General features: G+C 44.5%; 21 protein-coding genes. 2 read left to right on the top strand and 19 right to left on the bottom strand.

Translation table 11 applies throughout. The features are described from left to right. Positions 1-60: 60 nt before the first annotated feature. The 10 genes from argF to CEG13_RS07885 all read right to left on the bottom strand — a co-directional run bounded on the left by argF (position 61) and on the right by CEG13_RS07885 (position 12,329). A complete protein-coding gene (argF, locus tag CEG13_RS07930; RefSeq protein WP_100011338.1) occupies positions 61-1,020 on the bottom strand; it encodes an ornithine carbamoyltransferase in 960 nt (319 codons plus the stop codon). After that, positions 1,008-4,259 (bottom strand): carbamoyl-phosphate synthase (glutamine-hydrolyzing) large subunit, encoded by a 3,252-nt coding sequence (gene carB, locus CEG13_RS07925; protein WP_100011337.1) that lies wholly within the window; start codon positions 4,257-4,259, stop codon positions 1,008-1,010. The genes argF and carB overlap by 13 nt, the downstream gene beginning before the upstream one ends. Further along, positions 4,246-5,334 carry a carbamoyl phosphate synthase small subunit gene (locus tag CEG13_RS07920; protein WP_100011336.1) on the bottom strand — a complete coding sequence of 363 codons (1,089 nt, stop codon included), beginning with the start codon at positions 5,332-5,334 and terminating at the stop codon, positions 4,246-4,248. The genes carB and CEG13_RS07920 overlap by 14 nt, the downstream gene beginning before the upstream one ends. Before the next feature lie 511 nt (positions 5,335-5,845). Beyond that, complete coding sequence (locus CEG13_RS07915) at positions 5,846-6,310, bottom strand: GtrA family protein (RefSeq protein WP_100011335.1); 465 nt, start codon at positions 6,308-6,310, stop codon at positions 5,846-5,848. 46 nt (positions 6,311-6,356) lie between these two features. Next, positions 6,357-7,490 (bottom strand): glycosyltransferase family 4 protein, encoded by a 1,134-nt coding sequence (locus tag CEG13_RS07910; RefSeq protein ID WP_100011334.1) that lies wholly within the window; start codon positions 7,488-7,490, stop codon positions 6,357-6,359. A 21-nt stretch (positions 7,491-7,511) separates the two neighbouring features. Beyond that, positions 7,512-8,660, bottom strand: coding sequence for an NAD-dependent epimerase/dehydratase family protein (locus tag CEG13_RS07905; protein WP_100011333.1), 1,149 nt, complete (start codon positions 8,658-8,660; stop codon positions 7,512-7,514). Between the two features lie 216 nt (positions 8,661-8,876). Further along, complete coding sequence (locus CEG13_RS07900) at positions 8,877-9,836, bottom strand: alpha/beta hydrolase (RefSeq protein ID WP_100011332.1); 960 nt, start codon at positions 9,834-9,836, stop codon at positions 8,877-8,879. 124 nt (positions 9,837-9,960) lie between these two features. Further along, a complete protein-coding gene (locus CEG13_RS07895; protein ID WP_100011331.1) occupies positions 9,961-10,449 on the bottom strand; it encodes a DinB family protein in 489 nt (162 codons plus the stop codon). 19 nt (positions 10,450-10,468) lie between these two features. Then, entirely contained in the window at positions 10,469-11,758 is a 1,290-nt protein-coding gene (locus CEG13_RS07890) for a M20 family metallo-hydrolase (RefSeq protein ID WP_100011330.1), read from the bottom strand. A 64-nt stretch (positions 11,759-11,822) separates the two neighbouring features. After that, a complete protein-coding gene (locus CEG13_RS07885; protein ID WP_100011329.1) occupies positions 11,823-12,329 on the bottom strand; it encodes a DNA-deoxyinosine glycosylase in 507 nt (168 codons plus the stop codon). Between the two features lie 87 nt (positions 12,330-12,416). Here CEG13_RS07885 and CEG13_RS07880 point away from each other — a divergent pair, with 87 nt between their 5' ends. Further along, positions 12,417-13,352, top strand: a complete 936-nt coding sequence (locus tag CEG13_RS07880; RefSeq protein ID WP_100011328.1) for an NADP-dependent oxidoreductase — start codon at positions 12,417-12,419, stop codon at positions 13,350-13,352. Positions 13,353-13,593: 241 nt separating this feature from the next. Here CEG13_RS07880 and csaA read toward each other — a convergent pair whose 3' ends face one another. After that, the gene (gene csaA / locus CEG13_RS07875) at positions 13,594-13,923 is read right to left on the bottom strand and encodes a chaperone CsaA (protein WP_100011327.1); all 330 of its coding nucleotides are present in this window, start codon (positions 13,921-13,923) and stop codon (positions 13,594-13,596) included. 91 nt (positions 13,924-14,014) lie between these two features. On the opposite strand from csaA, the gene CEG13_RS07870 reads away from it, so the two are divergent. After that, positions 14,015-14,707: a DUF421 domain-containing protein gene (locus CEG13_RS07870; RefSeq protein WP_100011326.1), complete on the top strand. Its 693-nt coding sequence runs from the start codon at positions 14,015-14,017 to the stop codon at positions 14,705-14,707. Here the strand turns inward: CEG13_RS07870 and CEG13_RS07865 are convergent. The 8 genes from CEG13_RS07865 to CEG13_RS07830 form a co-directional block, all read right to left on the bottom strand. Next, positions 14,704-15,264: a sugar O-acetyltransferase gene (locus CEG13_RS07865; RefSeq protein WP_100011325.1), complete on the bottom strand. Its 561-nt coding sequence runs from the start codon at positions 15,262-15,264 to the stop codon at positions 14,704-14,706. The two genes, CEG13_RS07870 and CEG13_RS07865, sit on opposite strands and share 4 nt — an antisense overlap. Positions 15,265-15,273: 9 nt before the next feature. After that, positions 15,274-15,870 carry a protein kinase gene (locus CEG13_RS07860; RefSeq protein WP_100011324.1) on the bottom strand — a complete coding sequence of 199 codons (597 nt, stop codon included), beginning with the start codon at positions 15,868-15,870 and terminating at the stop codon, positions 15,274-15,276. 35 nt (positions 15,871-15,905) lie between these two features. Next, entirely contained in the window at positions 15,906-16,463 is a 558-nt protein-coding gene (locus tag CEG13_RS07855; protein WP_100011323.1) for a GNAT family N-acetyltransferase, read from the bottom strand. 17 nt (positions 16,464-16,480) lie between these two features. After that, positions 16,481-16,891, bottom strand: coding sequence for a helix-hairpin-helix domain-containing protein (locus CEG13_RS07850; protein WP_239984595.1), 411 nt, complete (start codon positions 16,889-16,891; stop codon positions 16,481-16,483). A 31-nt stretch (positions 16,892-16,922) separates the two neighbouring features. After that, positions 16,923-17,351, bottom strand: coding sequence for a hypothetical protein (locus CEG13_RS07845; RefSeq protein ID WP_100011321.1), 429 nt, complete (start codon positions 17,349-17,351; stop codon positions 16,923-16,925). 11 nt (positions 17,352-17,362) lie between these two features. Continuing rightward, entirely contained in the window at positions 17,363-18,334 is a 972-nt protein-coding gene (locus CEG13_RS07840; RefSeq protein WP_158234660.1) for a phosphotransferase enzyme family protein, read from the bottom strand. Positions 18,335-18,430: 96 nt separating this feature from the next. Next, positions 18,431-19,387, bottom strand: a complete 957-nt coding sequence (locus CEG13_RS07835; protein ID WP_100011319.1) for an alpha/beta hydrolase — start codon at positions 19,385-19,387, stop codon at positions 18,431-18,433. 162 nt (positions 19,388-19,549) lie between these two features. Continuing rightward, positions 19,550-19,918 (bottom strand): VOC family protein, encoded by a 369-nt coding sequence (locus CEG13_RS07830; protein ID WP_100011318.1) that lies wholly within the window; start codon positions 19,916-19,918, stop codon positions 19,550-19,552. Between the last annotated feature and the right edge of the window lie 145 nt (positions 19,919-20,063).

Genomic DNA, 20,063 nt, shown 5'->3' with positions numbered 1-20,063 from the left:
AAGTATTTTTATTAACTATAAAGTATATTTATACAATAATTTATAAAAAAACACAAAAAATTATTTGCCCATCAATAATTTTATTAAAGCCTTCTGTGCATGTAATCTGTTTTCTGCTTCATCAAAAACGGCAGAATGCTCTCCATCAATAATTTCAGCAGTGACTTCCTCACCTTGGTGTGCAGGCAAACAGTGCAGGAAAAGATAATCAGATTTTGCAAATTGCGTCAGTTCTTTATTCACTTGAAAGGATTCAAACCGCAATTTTCTCTCAGCTAACTCATTTTCTTCTCCCATACTCGCCCAGACATCTGTGACAACAATATCTGCATCCTGAATTGCCTCTATTGGATTGTCATGAACCGCTAATTTGGCCCCGTTCTCTTCCCCTTTATCTTTAGCCTGCTGAAAAATCATATCATGAGGCGCGTAGCCTTCAGGGCTTGCTACAGCCATATGCATTCCTGTAAGCGCAGCGGCTTGTAAGAGCGAATGCGTCATATTATTATTTCCATCACCAACATAGCATAGCTTTAATCCCCTTAATTTCCCTTTATATTCATAAATTGTCAAGAGATCAGCCAGGACTTGCGTTGGGTGATGTGGATCTGTTAACCCATTAATAACCGGAACCGAAGAAGCATCTGCAAATTCCTCCAGCATTTCATGAGAAAATGTTCGAATCATTAATCCATCAACATACCTGGACAGGACTTGGGCTGTGTCGGATACGGTCTCCCCCCGCCCTAATTGAGTATCGTTTGCATTCAGGAATAACGCATGGCCTCCAAGTTGCATCATGCCAACTTCAAAAGAAACCCGCGTTCTCGTTGATGACTTTTCAAAAATCATTCCAAGCGTTTTTCCTTGAAGATAAGGATGGGGAGTCCCTTCCTTGACCTGTTTTTTCATCACCAGTGCTTCCTTGATTAACACCATAATTTCGTCCCCGGTTAAATCTGCAACTGTTAACAGATGATCGGTTTGTAACGACGTATTTGATTGCTTCACGCTTCCCATACCACATCCCCTTTCCGTTTTCCTGGCAGGTGTTTTACGTACGCTTGTAATGATCGTGGTATTTCATCTATTGTTTCACCTCTGAGGGTATTTGTTACCTGTCTTAATGTTTCCAACCTGGTGAAGTAAGGAATCTGATAGCGAACAGATAATTCACGAATATAAAAGCCGATCTTCTCTTTCTCTCTTCCCTGGTTAGGTATATTAAGAACGATATGAGGAGCTTTATGTTGCCAATGGTGCAGCAGATCATCTTTATTTTTTAACATACTTGTCGTCTGAATGCCATTTGCTTCAAGGTATTTCGCCGTTCCTTCGGTTGCCGTAATGTTAGCGCCTAACTTTGCAAATTCGGCAATAAGTCCAAGGCTCTCCTGTTTCATGCGGTCAGAAACAGAGACAAAAAGCTGTAACCCTTCCGCCTGAGAAAAATTATCCACATAAGGAGAAGTTTTTTTCAATGCTTCCTTTTGACTCCAGCCAAGACCGATAATTTCCCCGGTCGATTTCATTTCCGGCCCCAGTACATGATCCACACCTTTTAGCTTACTAGCAGAAAAGATTGGTGCTTTCACGGTGTAATAGGCTGGTTCCGGTAATAAATCCTGATCTGTTGTCAATTCTTTCAGTGGTATTCCCAGTTGAGTCATAACTGCCCATTCAATCATCGGCACATCCGTTACTTTACTCATGATTGGTACCGTTCTTGAAGAACGCGGGTTTACTTCCAATACGTAAATAATATTTTCATGAATAACAAATTGAATATTCATCATCCCAATAATTGGCACTGTTTGGCTTATTTTCCTTGCTATATCAACCATGGTCTCTTTCATCTGTTCAGATAAAGATAAGGGTGGAAAACTTGTGATACTGTCCCCAGAGTGTACGCCAGCTTTTTCGAGATGCTCAAAGATTCCTGGAATGACGATATCTTTTCCGTCACTAATCACATCTATTTCGCATTCTAATCCCGGTATATACTGATCGATTAATAAGGGCCAGCAGTGGTCGTTCGTATCCTTTTGAATGCGCGTCAAATAGTTTTTCAATTCATCTTCATTGTAGCAAATAAACATGGACTGCCCGCCAATAACATAGGATGGGCGAATCAGTACCGGAAAACCTAATTCATAAGCAGATGAAGACAATTCATCCAGACCATGGACAATATGGCCGGCGATATGTGGAATGTTTAATTGATTTAAGACGTTGTAAAACTGTTCCCGGTCTTCCATCTGGTCGATATGTGCCGGTGCAGTTCCTAAAACGTTTATTCCCTCATCTTCCAGGTCATTTGCTAAATTAATCGCAGTCTGTCCACCAAATTGAATGAGCACACCAGCAATATTTTCTTTTTCAATAACGGCCAGCACATCTTCCAGTGCCAATGGTTCAAAATAAAGGCGATCAGCAACTGAATAGTCTGTGCTGACGGTTTCCGGATTATTATTAATCACAACAGCTTCATAGCCCATTTTCTTGACAGCCAATGTTGCATGAACACTGCAGTAATCAAATTCCACACCCTGGCCAATACGAATGGGGCCTGATCCCAGGACAAGAATTTTTTCAAGTTCATCTTTGGTTGTGACTTCATCGGCACCATTCCAAGTAGAATAATAATACGGTGTGGTAGCATCAAATTCTCCAGCACATGTATCTACTAATTTATATCCTGGTTTTAATGAAGCTTCTTTGTAGGTTTTCCGCAATTGTTTTGCCGTTGTGCCTAGTAATTCAGCAATCCGTTCATCACTGATATTAAAATGTTTTGCCGCTTTAACCTTTTCCAAAGAAAGATGTTGCAAGCTATCGTTCGAGAGCGATTGTTCACATTGGATAATTCCCTGTACTCTTCTTAAAAACCAGTAATCAATTTCTGTAAGTGTCATCAATCGGTCGATTATCATTTGACGCATGAAAGCTTCCGCAATGGCAAAAAGCCGTAAATCATTGGGTGTGGACAAGAGTGCTTCTAGTGCTTCCGTTGATTTTTCACTCATCCCCGGGTAGTGTAAACTATGCATACCCATTTCCAGAGAGCGTATCGCTTTATTCAGCGCTCCTTCAAATGTGCGATCAATGGCCATCACCTCTCCCGTTGCCTTCATTTGCGTTCCAAGCGTCCGGTCTCCTTCGGTAAATTTATCAAATGGAAAACGAGGGAGCTTTACGACAACATAGTCCAAGGCTGGTTCAAAGGATGCGTAGGTAGTGCCTGTGATCGGGTTAAGGATTTCATCCAGTGCGTAACCGATCGCACATTTTGCAGCGATACGAGCAATAGGATAACCTGTTGCTTTGGATGCTAATGCTGATGATCTACTTACCCTTGGGTTCACTTCGATAATACAATATTCATTCGACTCCGGATGTAATGCAAATTGAATATTACAACCTCCGACAACGTCTAAAGCCCTAATAACATTAAGTGATGACGTACGCAGCATTTGATATTGAACATCGGATAAGGTCTGGGATGGTGCGGTGACGATAGAATCCCCTGTATGAACTCCAACAGGATCCATATTTTCCATATTACATACAATCACACACGTATCGTTTTCATCCCGCATGACTTCATATTCTATTTCTTTCCATCCTTTAATACTTTTCTCTACAAGTACTTGATTAATCGGGCTAAGTGTTAGTCCATGATTTAAAAGATCAATAAATTCCTCTTCATTATATGCAAATCCTCCACCTTCACCACCAAGTGTATAAGCTGGACGTAAAATTACCGGATAACCGATTTCCCGGATGAAGCTCAATCCCTCTTCCATAGATGGAATAATTTTTGATTCAGATATCGGTTCTCCAATATTCAGCATCAATTGGCGAAATTGTTCACGGTCCTCTCCTTTTTGAATCGAAGGGACGGACGTACCTAATAGTTCCACATTATACTTATCAAGAATACCTTTTTCGTATAGCTCCACCGTTAGATTTAGTCCTGTTTGTCCCCCCAGTGTTCCGATCATTCCATCCGGTTTTTCCTCTGCAATGATTTTTTCCAGGGTATTTACTTCGAGAGGCTCCATATAGACATGATCAGCTATTTGTTTATCTGTCATGATCGTTGCTGGGTTGTTATTTACTAAGACTACTTCGATGCCTTCTTCTTTTAAAGCCAGACAAGCCTGTGTGCCTGCATAATCAAACTCAGCCGCCTGTCCAATGACAATAGGGCCGGATCCAATAACGAGAACTTTCTTTAATGGGTTAGGCTTCCACATACTTGCTCCCTCCTGAGGTCCCTACCTGTTGTATGAAATTTTTAAAAATATATTCCGTGTCGCTTGGGCCGGGGTGTGCTTCCGGGTGAAATTGAACCGATTGAACCGGCAGAGTTATATGCCTAATACCTTCAAGGGATTTATCATTCACATTTTGAAATAATACATGGAAAGCTTGCTTATCTATGCTATCTTTTTCTACCACATAGCCATGATTCTGTGATGTCATCCGTACTTTTCCTGTAAGCAGTTCTTTCACAGGGTGGTTTCCTCCCCGATGTCCAAAAGGCATTTTCTTTGTTTTGCCGCCGTAAGCTAATGCAAGAAGCTGATGTCCGAGACAAATGCCAAGTGTTGGAAAATTTTCAGTTAGCGCTTTGACCATTGGAAAATATTCCGCCATCTCCATTGGATCTCCAGGTCCGTTACTCAATAGAATCCCATCAGGACGCAAATCCGCAATCGCATCAAACGACGTATCAAACGGAACAATGGTCACCTTACAATCTTCTAGTAACAATGCATCCAGGATTGACTTTTTGTAACCAAAGTCAACGAGCACCACATGATGTGAACCATTCCCGTACGTCTCCTGCTCTTCTACCGAAACCTGTTTGACTAAATCCAGACTATGCTTATCTTGCCATTCATTTATCGGACCTTCGTTGTTTTTTGCTGCAACGATTTTTCCCCGAACGGTCTGATGCTTTCTGTTGACAGCTACTAAAGCACGTGTATCCACATTTTTCAAACCAGGAATATTCGCTTCTTTTAAACCTACAGAAAACGATGAAGCAGATTGATAATGGCTGGGTTCATCCCAAACATCACTTGCAATCACTGCAGATACAGCGGGGGCTTTGCTTTCATTATCCTCATCATTGAAACCATAATTACCAATTAAGGGATAGCTAAACGTTAAAATTTGTCCGGCGTAAGATGGGTCCGTCATCATTTCCTGATAGCCCGTCATACTCGTATTAAAAACAACTTCTCCTGTTATTTCCTTCTCCGCACCAATCCAATCTCCTGCAAATTCCTCGCCGGTTTCTAAGATAAGATAGCCTTTTGTCATGATGAAATCCTCCCTTCTTTCTCCATTAAAAGCTGATATATTCATGGTTATGTAAGAGCCGGATTAATTCTAGTGCGCCATATCCCATGCCACCGATAATTGCTACGTTTTTCAATGCTATCTTCCTTTCATGTCATTTCTAAATTATTAATTATTATAATACTTAGCGTATAGTTATGCAAGTATATTTATGAAAAAATATTTATATTTATGCAAAACAATATATAAAAAACCAAAATCCCAGTTGCAGGATTTTGGTTTTTATTATACCTAATTATGACGCTTTTTTGAGCGGAGGGAGCCGACTCCTGGGCGGCTAAAAACGTTCATGTCCCGGTCCTGGGCGTAAATGCCCGCCCCACCGAAAACCATTTGTCTCAGGCGCCTTCATGACTAACATCCAGTTACCCCGAGACTGAAACTGTGCCCTAAGGTGCGCGGCTGCCCGCAGCGGAAATCAACAAGCACTCATGTTGCAGTTTCCATCAACTAGAAAGATTAAAAAGCAACACTATTTCTTCTCCCGGTTCTCCATAAAATGTGGCTGATCTTTAAAAACAAAATACTTAATCATGAAGAAGCTGGCCGTAAATGACAACAGCATGGCAAACCCTTTGGCAATATTGTACCGCAGCCAGTTAGGCACACCTAAAAATCCTTGCAGCTCGGTGACAACTAAAAACACCAGGTTATTCACACCAAGGCTGATCAGACCCTGAATAATAAACCCGATGCGCTGCCTCCCGCTGCCTTTTGCCGTATTTTTAAACGTAAAACTGGCATTCCAGAAATAACTGTTAGCCACAGCAAGTGTATAGGCAATGGTGTTGCAAACAATAACCCAGCCTCTCGCGTCCGGCTGGAAGATGATTAATAACAGGTTTAGGGTGCCAATATCAATCGCTGCATTGGAAAAACCGATGACACTAAACTGCAGAAATTGAAATGGACCTCTTCTTTTTCTTGGCTTTTTCATCCGATCCCTCAATACGAACCTCTCAGATTTACAGCAATCAACGCATTTAGTTGTGCTGTTCCAAGGTTTCTTCCATGCCGGCAATTTGTTTATAAAGATCAAGAACCTGCTTGGATTGCCCATCCCAGCCCATATTCTCGATATCTTTATGAGCTTGAATGGCCAGGCGTTTCCGCAACGTCTCATCCTCAAACTTCAGAACGGTCTCCGTAAAATCACCCTGTTTTTCCCCATCATACAATAGACCAGTCTGATTATCCTTAATCTGCTCACAGGTCGGCCCGCTTTTCGCAGCCACGAGCGGCAGTCCGGAAGCCATCGCCTCAGAAATAACCAGGCCAAGTGTCTCCGTTGTGGACGGAAACACAAACACATCCGAGGAAGCAAAGGTCTTGGCCAGTTCCTCTCCGTGCATAAAACCGGTAAACACCGTGCTCGTCCCTCTAAAATGTTTTTCCAGCACTTGCCGATGCGGTCCGTCCCCTACAATGGCCAAGGTGAAGTGGCTGGATGAGTCCAGCACGGATTTTATCTTTTCAATTTCCTTTTCCGGCGCAAGTCTGCCAACATATAAAAGCAATTTCTTCCACGGCTTACCAGCCGTCAATCTGCTGCGCATTTCTGCATCATATTGCTTGGGATGAAACCTTTCCGTGTCCACCCCGCGTTTCCAGACATGAACATTGTGAAAACCCTGCTCCATCAGTTCTTCCTGAACCGTTTTGGATGTACACAGATTTAAATCCGCCTTATTATGCAGCTTGCGGAAATACCACCATAAAATCCCCTTGAACATCGGCACATTATAATATTCAGCATATCTGGGTACATTGGTGTGATAGGAGGCGACCATAGGGTAGCCTAATTTTTTGGCATAATGAACACCGGTAGCGCCAAGCAGTGCCGGGTTAACCACATGCACAACATCCGGATCAAATTCGGCCAGCATTTGCTTGATTTTCCTGGTCGGCATCCCGAATTTTCGGGAACGGTAGAAAAGAAAGGTGCTGGCCCGCACCCCTTCAATTTTTGCTCCTTCAAACTCATTCACGCCCAGATCTGGTGCTATAATGCGTACTTCATGTCCTTCCTTCAGAAAATAACGAATGGAGTTTTTCAAGCGGGTGACAACCCCATCCGTTGATGGCAGGAAGGTCTCGGTGACTATGGCGATTTTCAAAAATGACACGTCCTTGTTGACTTATTTCCAGGTGACTTTCGGCAATACATTTTCTTTGATGACACGGTCTTTGTGTTCCACAACTGTTTGCAGAATTTCACGCACGACTTCCTCGGTAAGAAGATGCGGCTCCAGACCAAGATCTCTCAGCTTGGTGTTTTCTGCCTGATAAAAATGCTCTTCTTTTTCAACTCTCGGGTTTTCAATGTGAGATACCGCTGTTTCTAACCCTTCCTCTGCTGCTACCTTTTTCACCAGCTCTGCAAGTTCGAGGACGGAGAAATCTTCAGTGAATTGGTTGAAGACGCGGAATTCTCCTTGTTCTGCAGGGTTCTCTGCAGCAATTTCAATACAGCGTACGGTATCTTTAATATTGAGAAATCCGCGGGTTTGCCCGCCTTTTCCATATACTGTCAAGTCATGTCCAATAGTTGATTGGATGATAAAACGGTTCAGTGCAGTACCGAACACACCGTCATAATCGAGACGGTTGGTCAGCACCGGATCCATTTTCGTTTCCTCTGTATCCAGTCCGTAAACAACCCCCTGGTTTAGGTCTGTCGCACGGATGCCCCAGATTTTGCAGGCAAACATGATATTATGGCTGTCATGAACTTTGGAAAGGTGATAGAACGAGCCCGGCTGTTTCGGGTATGGAAGCACGTCTTTTCTTCCTTTGTGTTCAATCTCAATATACCCTTCTTCAATTGGAATATTCGGCAAGCCGTATTCACCCATCGTTCCCAGTTTGATCAGATGGCAGTCCGGCACAATCTCTTTGATTCCGTAAAGCACATTCAAGGTACCTGCCACATTGTTCACCTGAGTGAATACCGCATGGGAACGGTCAATCATCGAGTAAGGCGCCGACCGCTGTTCCGCAAAATGAGCGAACGCATCCGGCTTCTCCCGTTTTAATACTTCACGAAGGAAATCATAATGGTTCAGGTCCCCTTCATATGTACGAATTTCTTTACCAGTTAATTCCTTCCATTTGGCCACGCGCTCTTCCAGTGTAGCAATTGGTGTGATTGAATTGGAATGAAGCTCATTGTCCCATTCTCTGCGGATCATGTTATCTATAATCGCTACATCATGTCCCTGTTTGGACAAATAAAGGGCTGTTGGCCATCCACAGAAGCCATCCCCTCCGGCTACAATAATTTTCATATGCTTACCTCCGCTCTTTTTTTCATGGTTATTTGTCTAACATGCTCTTCTAGCCGCTGCTGTGTACAATCCGTACTCCCCCAACATGGCAGATAAGCATTCTGTCCCTTTAAAAAGTATCATTTAATGATTGTTTTTGCAAATATAGTCTCCATTTTTAAAAGGCTGGACCACCGATAAGCAAAAGGTTTTCTGCGAGCCGCAGAAAACCTTTAATTAATTCATATGCTGTTCAATGAAATCGCGCAAATGATGGATATATTTTTCTTTATGAACGACGAATGCCTCGCCGTGATTGGCCCCTTCGAAGGTGACGAGCTCGGCTTCGCTTTTCGTATTTTCATAGAGCTTCTCGGTCATTCTTGTTGGCACAAAGGTATCAGCCTTGCCGTGAATATACAGGATAGGCACTTCTGCTTTTTTAACTTGCTCCAGCGCCGAAGCCTCTTTCAATGTATAGCCCGCCCTTATATTGGTGACAATTCCGGTACTTGGCAAAACAGGGAATGCCGGCAAGTTGAACATCCGGCCAAGCTGGTAATCAAACAGATCATACACACTAGTAAACGGACTGTCTGCAACGACTGCTTTGACATTAGATGGAAGCTCTTCTCCGCTGACCATCAGCATGGTTGCTGCTCCCATGGAGAGACCGTGCAGCAGCACCTCTGTGTCCGCCCCTTCTTTTTCCAAGAGCATATCAATCCAGCCCAGATAATCGAGCCTGTCATGCCAGCCGAAGCCATAATAATCGCCCTCGCTCTCTCCGTGGCCACGCATATCGGCTGTAAAGACATTATAGCCCAATTCCTCATGGTAGTACTGGCCATAAAGCCCCATTTGCATGCCATTTCCGAGATAGCCATGGGCAAACACAACTGTCTTGTTGGTCGGTTCATCCGCTTCCAGGTAATATCCCTGAAGCTCTAGCCCATCATGGGATTCCATTTTCCAGTTCTCAAAATCCTGGTTGTCGACCCAGTCCTGCCAGCCTCCTTCCAGGAAAGCATCCATTGCTTCTGCGGAAACTTCCAGATCCTCGTTACCGGAAAGAAAATCTTTGACACCCCGATCGATGGCCAGATTGTAGAAGAAAAAACTGCCGGCAATATTCAGAATAAATAAGATAACAAAAATTCCTATACCGATTCTTATCCAGAGTTTTTTGCTCACCATTGGCCCCCTTTCCCGCATACATTACATCTATTATACTAGAAAACTCACGTGTTTAGGGGACTTTTTTAGTGGTACTTCTTTACAATCCTTGGAAAATTATGTGACTTATCCGGAAAATCCTGCTCTACACACCGAGCTCAACTTTTACCTCTTTGATTTGTTCCGTGTGACGCATTTCATGATAACCTACAAACGGAATCCATTGTTTCAGACTTAAATCTCCAAACGCCGGATGTGGGAAGGTTTTTGCTTCAAGGTCCTGATTGTTTGTGCGGTTCTCCAGGTCGGAAAGTCCCTGGTGCGTTGCCGCCAGCTTTTTCTTTAACTCTTCAAGTGTGCGGAAATCTTCACTTGGCACAAGATATTCCGGGGCATCGACTTTGGTCTTCCGGTTCACCGTCCGTTCAATCGGTTTTTCCTTTGCTTCTGTTGCTTCCCCATTTGCCAGCTGCTTTTCAATCGTTCTGGTCACCGTGGCTTCCATCAAATATAAATGTTCCAGTACTTGTTTGATCGACCACTGATCGGCTGCCAATTTTTGGTTAACCACCTCATCCGATAATCCGTTTACCTCTTTAAGCAGTTCCCCACGTGCTTTTTCATTCACTTGCATCTTCTTCCCTCCCCAATTTTTAGTTTTGTCTCGATTCCAAAAAGGATTTCAGTACATGAATCGATTGCACACAGTCACTTAAATCAGACCATTCCGCGGGGTTGTGGCTGATGCCGTCTTTGCTTTGGACAAACAGCATGGCGACCGGCAGCTGATCCCCGATGATCATCGCATCATGGCCGGCACCGCTTGGCAATTTGTATGATTTTAGACCGTTTTCTCTAAATGCATCTGCAAGCTGCTGCTGGGTTTCTTCAGCAATTGGCACTGGATCCACTCGCAATGTAACGTTGTCTTTCACCGTAACACCATGATTCTTCGCAATTTGGATACTTGCATCTCGAATCTTGTCGACCAATTTATCACGGGTTTCCCGGTAGATATCGCGGATATCAACATAGAGCTGGACACTGCCCGGGATGACATTCACCCCATTTGGCCGGACTTCCATTTTGCCGACGGTCGCAACCGCTGAATCACTCACTTCTTCAGGAAGACCGGAAATCAGATGGATAAAATCACCTGCAGCCACCAAGGCATCCTGGCGGTCATTCATTGGCGTGTTTCCTGCATGACCGGCATTCCCCTCAAACGTCATTTCCAGCCAGCACGGGCCTGCAATTCCGGTAACGATTCCACATGGCAGCTGTTCTTTTTCCAGTTGCTTGCCCTGTTCGATATGTACTTCCACAAACAACTCAATCTCTTTTAGATCTCGCGCCGCATCTGCAAAACTATCTGCACTGAGGCCGACTTGTCTTAGTACTTCATCAAAACTTTTTCCGGCAGCATCCTGCAGTTCACGTTTTTTATCCATATCCACATTACCGATCATTGCCTCACTGCCGTTCAGGCCGCCATTAAACCGGGAGCCTTCTTCGTCGGAAAAAATTACGACTTCATACGGTTTCTCCGGCTGGTAACCCGTATCTTTCCAAGCTTCGGCTACCTCCAGGGCGGACAACACACCAAGCGGTCCGTCAAAATGTCCTCCATTTGGCACGCTGTCCACATGAGAGCCGCTCAGGATGGCTGGCTTTTCATCATTCTTTCCGGCCAGCCTGCCAAACACGTTGCCGGCCCCGTCTTCTCTTACCGTAAGTCCCGCTTCCGACATCCAGGTTTTGATCAGTTCTTTGGCCTGTTTTTCCTCTTGGGAATAGCCGGGACGGTTGGAACCATTCTCGCCGGTCAGACCGATCAGAGCCAGTTCACCAAGCCGGCGGGCCAAACGTTCCCCTGAAACCCCGTCTTTGTCCAGATTTGATTGATATGTTTTCAGTAAATCGTCCTGTAATGTTTTCGTCATTAAAAGTCCTCCTTTTTTCTATTTTATCATAATAATTTTGCCATTCGCAGGCCGTGTGCGTTGATTAATCCAGGTAAGCCAATATCCGCTTCCACTCTTCCACTTTTCCGTCAAATGTTTTTGTATATTTTCCGGGTATTGGACTGGTGGAAGGCATTTTTAATACTTCTGTTTCTCCTCGTATTATTTCCGGGAAATTTTTACGAAAGGTCTGATAAGACTTTGTGCCATTGCATGCGATCAGGCGAATCGTCGGATGCTGGCTGAGCAATCCGGCAATATCATTTGGCTCCTCTGCCTGAATGTTAGCATCAAGACTACCTTCCCGATAACAAGAACCAATCGAATCCCACAGAGCAATCCCTTTTTGCTTTAAAAATTCCAGCCTTCCCTCATAACCTTCTATTTTCTCCGAGTGAAACAGATTGAAGAGGATCTTCCAGAAATGATTGCGCGGATTTCCATAGTATTGCTGTTTTTCCAGCGAAACTCCCCCAGGCATAGATCCGAGAATCAGCACCCGCGGCCGCTCCGGCAGCACAGGGGGAAATGAATAAATTTTGTCGGACATTGGCATTCTCCTTTCATAGATGGTTATACCCCTAACCAAACGGGAAAAACAGAAGAGACGACATTAAAGTGGAAAGGAGTTTTCTATATGAAAGCTGTTATTATCAATGAATATGGTTCCAGCGGGCAGCTGACCGAAACAGAGGTAGCTGCTCCTGCTATCAAGGATAATCAAGTTTTGCTGGAATTGCACGCCACATCTATTAATCCAATTGACTGGAAGGTAAGGGAGGGTTACCTGCAGGAAAAGCTTCCTTTTACGTTCCCGATTATTCTTGGCTGGGACGCAGCCGGAACAGTTAAGGAAACCGGAAGCAGTGTGACGCGTTTTTCGCCTGGTGATAAAGTCTTTGCTCGTCCAGAGACAACGGAAAACGGCACTTATGCAGAATTTACGGCAGTGGATGAGCATCTGCTGGCGAAAATACCGGAGTCCATTTCTTTTGAAGAAGCAGCCGCTGTTCCGCTGGCCGGGTTGACCGCCTGGCAGTGTCTGGTGGATTTCTCAGCGATCAAACAAGGAGACCGTGTGCTGATTCATGCAGGATCTGGCGGAGTCGGCAGTTTTGCGATACAGCTGGCAAAACATCTCGGAGCCACAGTAGCCTCGACCGCAAGCGGAAAAAATGCAGACTTTCTAACATCATTAGGTGTGGATGAATTTATCAACTATCAGGAAACGGACTTCGAAAAGGAACTGAATGATTATGATATTGTGCTCGATACCTTGGGCGGCGAGGTTCAGCAAAAAAGTTTCCAGATACTGAAAAAAGGTGGTACCCTCGTGTCGATTGCCGAGCCGCCAAATGAAGAGCTCGCGGAGGAAAAAGGAATCAAAGCAGGCTTTCACTGGCTGGAACCGGATGGCGGCCAGCTTGCGGAAATGGCTAAATTGCTTGAAAGCGGGAAAATCAGCGCACAAATCGGCAAAACCTTCCCGTTTTCTGAAGAAGGGCTGAAAGAAGCTCATGCGCACAGCGAATCCGGACATGCCAGAGGGAAAATTGTAATTAAAATAAAGTAGGTGCTTTTCGGACAAAACCGGCCTTCTTAAAATGCCCGTGAGAAAAAGCGGGCATGCCAGGCCATTTTAAATATAATGTAAAAACATGTTTGAAACTTCTGTGTGCGGTTAACTAACTGCAAGTCCCATCAGGGGGAGACGCCTTCCCCCCTTTTGCCGGACTGTCCGAAGCCCCCGGTGCTTTCAGGCATGGGGGCTTCTTTCTTTCCAATCAACATTTCTTCCAAACAAATAAAATCAATCAGGAAACCGATGTCCCATTTTCCACGAGATCATCCGGTCTGAGCAGCACAACATCCCCCTCTTTTTCGACGCCCCCGAGGATAAGCACCTCTGACTTAAACCCGGCAATTCTTCTTGGCGGAAAATTAACCACGGCGACCACCTGACGACCGATGAGCTGTTTTGGCTCATAGCGCTTAGTAATTTGAGCGGAAGACTGTTTTACCCCAACTTCACCAAAATCTATCTCCAGTTTAGTTGCAGGTTTTTTTGCCTCCGGAAATGGCTCTGCTTTTATCACCGTCCCTATTCGGATGTCCAGGCCTTTAAAATCTTCAATGGTTGCCATTATAATCCCTCCATTTTTAAATCGCTCTTGGAATAATAAACTCAAAGCTGTACAACCTATTGTACCGTATATGGATAAGGGGGAGTACAGCATGGGGCTTGCGGAATTACTGCTTCGAATAACGCTTGGTTTCTTCGTATTATTCACACTCACCAGGATCATGGGGAGTAAAGAAATCAGCCAGATGACTTTTTTTAATTTTGTTTCCGCTATTGCGATTGGATCCATCAGTGCCAGCCTTGTCATCTTCAGCGATGTGTCTATCCGCAATGGACTGATCGCACTTGTCGGATGGGCGATTTTCACCCTCCTGTTGGGTTATGGGGATATTAAGTCACACAGATTAAGAAAGATAACGACGGGAGATCCGCAAATTGTGATCAGAGAAGGGAGAATTGCTGAGGATACATTAAGAAAAACCCGTTTGGATCTTGAAGAGTTAAACGCCATGCTTCGAGAAAAAGATGTTTTTTCGATAAAGGATGTGGATTACGCCATCTTTGAAACAAACGGTAAACTCTCCGTTCTCAAAAACGAGCTTGCCCAGCCGCTCACTAAAAAGAGCAGCGGAAATGTTACCCAAGCAAAAATCTTCCCGATCCCGACAGCGCTGATCCTTGACGGAAAAATACATCACACTAATTTGGCCAAACTCAACCTTGGCGAGTCATGGCTTAACCAGCAGCTGCAGCATGCCGGTATAACCTCTGTTGTCGAAGTATTTTACGCTGAAGTGCAGCAGGATGGCACGCTTCATATTGATCAAAAAGAAAATGACAGCTAACCATCCAATTCTTTTATCACCCTTGCAGGATTTCCAGCCACCACCACATGATCAGGCACATCTTTTGTGATGACAGATCCTGAGCCTATCACGGCATTATTGCCGATATCGACTCCGGGGTTCACGATCGACCCTCCACCAATCCAGACATTATCTCCAATCGTGACCGGTTTGCCGAATTCCACCCCACTGTTGCGCTCAGTCGGATCAAGCGGGTGAGCGGCTGTATAAATATGAACACCCGGCGCCATAAAACAATTTGCGCCAATTCGAATTTCGCAAATGTCCAAAAAAACACAATGAAAGTTGGCATAAAAATTATCGCCGACATGAATATTGTAACCATAATCACAGCGGAAATCAGGTTCGATAAACAGCTTTTCTCCAGTGGAGCCAAACAATTCTTTCAGCAGGTCCGTTCTTTTGTCCAATTCCGTTTCTTTCGTTTCGTTAAACAATCTGGTTAACCGTTTTGCCTGCAATTGATCTGACGCGAGTTCCGGGTCATCTGGCCGGTACCGTTCTCCCAGAAGCATTTTTTCTTTCTCGGTTTTCATTTTTTCCTCCTACACTTTACCACATTCCAGACAGCGTTTATCGGTGTCTTTTTCCCCGTACAGACGGATTTCTTTTTCTATACCGCAGACCAGACAGGGCAGGACATCAATCTGTGGAACATCCCCACGCTCTGCTGCAGGAACCCATGCTTGTTCATAGAGCTTTTTGGTCATACCGTAATCAATGAACACCAGCTCTCTCTTTTCATTTAAACCGTAATTGCTGCTGTCCTTCAAATCAAACGCATCGAATTCCTGATCGAGCATCTGCAAACATTGCTCATACTTCTCCGGGATCACCCAATCGCCGTCACGTTCTGTCAGGTCAAACGTTTGGTGATCTACCATCGGTATCGGTTCGTAGTATCTCTGAATGCAAATATGTTCATTCACCAGATACACAGGGGCAAACAGGTGGCCAAGTCCATTCTCGTTCATATAGTCATAAAGTTCTTCCTCTCTGATGGATTGCTGATGTCCCATTGGATGCATATGTATTTTCACAACATACTCACCGTGCCGGTAAACTCTCCGAGTGGAACCGGCACCAATGAAATTAGCAGGCGTACAACTATCTTTCCAGTTTTCCGCTAGGCTGCTGATCATAGTATCTCCTCCGTGTTATAAAAACAAACGCACCACTAGAATCTTGCCTGGTTTTTGAGCAAATTGTATTCACTCTTCGTCATGCCATACACCTTTATATCAAAGTAATCTCCATTCCGCTTTACATGTTCCTTTAAAATTCCCTCGTGTTTCAGCCCGACCTTTTCCATGATTCGGTAGGAACCAGGGTTTGTTGTAAATGCTTGGGCATAGATTCTATTTAGCTTCAGTTCTTCAAAACCGACTCGTACTATTTCTTTAGCTGCTTCTGTGCCAAATCCCTTACCCCAGAAAGGTTTTGCAATCCAATAGCCAAGCTCCGCCCGGTTGAAGACCTTATTTATATTTAAGTTTATTAAACCAATGAATTCATTTTCCGGTTTCACCGTTACAGCAAGAATTAGCAGTTTGCCTTCCTCTTGCGCTTGCAAAGAGGCTGTTACAAATTCCTTTGCTGAACCTTTTGGATAAGGATGGGGAATGTTTAATGTTGTTTTGGCCAAATCATAGTCACTGGCATACTTCTCAATTAATCCAGCATCATCCAATTCGATATCTCTTACTGTTAATCTCTCGGTCTCGTAGCGCCTCAAAACTTCTTCTCCTTTCCTTACTCATACCACGCTTTTTCCGGCCTGGAAGCAGGATACCCGTGCCTGGCGCGATAGTTTTTTCTCTCCTCCGTAAACCAGAACCATTGCAGCTTGCTGTCCGGATTGTTCGCATAATGGATGACACAGCGGATCTGATCTTCTACACAAGGATCTGTCCAGACACCCAGTTTTTGTTCCAGCCTGTTCAATAAATTGCCGGGATCTTCTTGCCTGATCTCATCCAGGGAATAAAAGCCAAGCTGATAGACAAGTTTTTCTGCAAGCTTGTGGCCGATGGAGGGAACTTGCTGAAAAGCAGCCAGCCCTTTTATTTCTATTGCCCGCGATTCTTCCACATGCAGTAATTGTGCTAAGAGCCTTGCATCTGTCTGGTGAATAGCACCAGTTTTCAGCTTAGCTTTTCTCAAGTTTTCTCTTTCTTCCTGGGTTAAAGGCAACTTAGGATTCTTTCTCGCTGGCATCGCCGTCTTCACCTCTGTCCCTCTCTTGTTTTCTGCGAGGCAATTTTTCCAGCAGCTGCCGCAATTTGCTGCTTGAGCGAATGTTATTCACCATTGCCCGAAAAGGAATCTCATAGATAAAGAATAATACCCACCAAGCAACGATATACAGCATACCCAGACCGATTAGAATTGCCCACGTGCTTCCTTCACCGACCAGCGAAATCAGATAATCCCATTCATTCTGGCCTCCTGTCCGCTGGGCCGTAAGCGGCAATCCTGCAACCGGGACAAACAGCGCCACGACAATCGCAGCATATGCCCAATAAATCATCCGGTTTCTGAAACAGCAGTAGATGGCTGTTCCTAATGTCAGTAATAAAATAGAAAAGAATAATATCCAAAAGCCTGTTGGCAATGTTTCCATATAACCACCTCTTATATTTCCCGTATCCAATCAGTTTTAACTTGCAGAGCAAACAGTTCCAGTGCCTGTTTATTAATCCAGTTGGTGCCCCACACATCATCATTTTCAAGCATCGTGCCAAGCAGCCAGAATCTTCTTGCCGTAATGAACAGCGGTAGGCTGTCAAGATCCTCCTTACTCAGCGTACGCCTGCTCAAATAACCGTTTAAAAATGCCTCCCAGCACGCTTCTTCCTTATGCCCATAATTGGTGAGCAGATTCCACCAGGTCACCGCCACATCATAAGCGCGATACCCTATGCCGCAGCAATCAAAGTCGAAAACCTCGATCTTACTCTTATTAATGTGCAAGTTATGATTATGAAAATCTCCGTGGCAGAAGCCAGTTTCCAAATGTTTGTTGTTCAACTCGGTTTTGAGATTTTCCATGATTTCCCTGATGGCCCCTTCCACTTCTTTACCCAGAAGCTTGCGGATCACCGGCAAAACCAAGGTGGCAGGCTCATCCACCAGATGCTTGAGGTCCAGCGAAAAGCCGCGCTCGTCTGTGCTGGAAAAATCATCAGTTACTTGATGCAGCTTTCCGAGTGACTCGCCGATCAGGCTGGCATTCTCCGGATTAATTTCCGGCCGCTCCCCTTCTGCATAGGCAAACAAGACACCGAACCGTAGCCCTTCAGGTGCACGGATTTCTGTCAGATAGGTCCCATCCCGTTTGCCAATGGGAAAGGAAGCTGCGAAAGAACGGCTCTGCAAGTGGCGTAACGCATCCAATTCAAATTGAATCGCTTCTTTCTCCCTCCACCCATGACGATAAATCCGATAGATATAACGCTTCCTTGCTGTCGTAATCAGATAGCTGTCATTTAAACCCCTTGTCAAAAAGCGGCAGCTGCTAATCGGGCCAAGATCATATCCGGGGAGCATTTGTAATACCGTACTTTCATCCATTAATGTGTGTTTAATCTTGATGTGTGTATCCATATTTTCCTCCAAGGTAAACGATATTCCTACTAGATATATTCGCCAAACGCCATGAAAATCCTGCATTTACAGCGGGATTTCTTTTATACTTTTTTCTTAATCGTTTAAGGCTTCCGTGATAAATCCCTCCAGCCGGTCTTCATATTCCGCTGTTGCCACCTCATATCCATCCGTATGGCCAACCTCCGGAACAACCCACAACTCTTTCTCGCCGCCGGCCTCCTCATAAAGTTCAAGCGCCATTTCGGTCGGCACCAATTCATCTTCCGCTCCGTGGATCATAAATAATGGCCTTGTGTTGTTCCCCACCTGGGCAATAACAGATGCTTCTGTGAACGAATAGCCTGCCCGGACTTTCGTCATTGCACTGGTAAAGTTTAACAGCGGAAAAGCCGGCAGATTGTACAAATGTTTTAGCTGATGCGTCAGTTCTTCCATGACTGTCGTGTAGCTGCTGTCAGCGATAATTCCCTTAACCTCCCCAGGCAGCTCCTCACCGCTTGTCATCAACACAGTTGCTGCACCCATGGAATTCCCATGCAAAAATATGTCCTCTGCTTCGTGATTCGTAATCAGTATGTCAATCCAGTTGACGTAATCAAGCCGGTCGTGCCAGCCATATCCAATATACGCTCCTTCACTTTCGCCGTGGCCGCGTGCATCCGGCATCAGCACATCAAACCCCTGATCATAATAAAATTTCACATAATCCCCCATATCTTCCTTTTGACTGCGGAATCCATGAGCAAGAATTACCGCTTTGCCACTATCATCCGGATTTTTTAAATAATCTGCTACTAATGTTAAACCATCCTCCGAGGTTTGTTCCACGGTCACCGGTTCCTGTTCACTATACCAGCTTTTAGCTTCCTGCAAAATGGACTGATCCTCCATGCTGGCAGCTTCCACTGCAACAGGTTCGTCTCCTCTATGTAACTCGACTTCTTCCCCGCGTTTCACGGCTTCTGAGTAAAAATAATTTGTTGCAAAAAGCAAGGCTGTTATGATAACGCTTACAATTATACCGGAAATCAGTGTTATTTTTCTTCTCATGGAACCCCCACCCTATCTGTTGAGATTTTATAATTGATACTATTTTACCATATTTTATTCAGACAATTGCTGTTACGACGCGGGAGCTGTATTTATTTACTCTGTGACAAAAAAATCACCCGCTCAGACTTCCGATAGAGCAGGTGATTGCTTTCCATGAAATTATTCCCATTCCAGAAACTCCATTCGGTTGCCGAACGGATCCATTACATAGATCCGTTTGGCCCCAGGCAGACGGCTGTCTTCCTGATAGGCCACCCTTTCTTTATCCAGATGCCTTTTTAATCCCTCCAGATGTTTTACTTGAAATGCAGGATGCGCTTTTATACTAGGGACAAATTCTTCATCTGCCCCAATGTGCAGCTGGATCCCGCCTGTTTGAAACCATACGCCTCCTTGTGCCTTTAATAAAGGCGGTTTCTCCACCTCGGTAAAGCCCAGAATCCCGGTAAAAAACTTCCTGGCTGCATTCTCTTCGCCCGTCGGCGCAGCCAGCTGCACATGATCAATCGCTTCCCATGTAAATCTCATACCCTCCACCTCCTGAATTCAGCTTAGCACCAGCGGAACGATAAGGATAATACTTATTCAATATGGAAAATGATAATGTTTACTTATACAGCTAAAACTGAAAAAGGCCAGCTTCCCGAAAGAAACTGGCCCCTTGAGCATTTGT

Origin of the sequence: Lentibacillus sediminis, assembly GCF_002763455.1 — a bacterium.
GTDB classification, from domain to species: Bacteria; Bacillota; Bacilli; order Bacillales; family Amphibacillaceae; genus Lentibacillus_D; species Lentibacillus_D sediminis_A.
The sequence above is the reverse complement of the archived record's forward strand: the minus strand, read 5'-3'. Positions and strand labels throughout refer to the sequence as shown.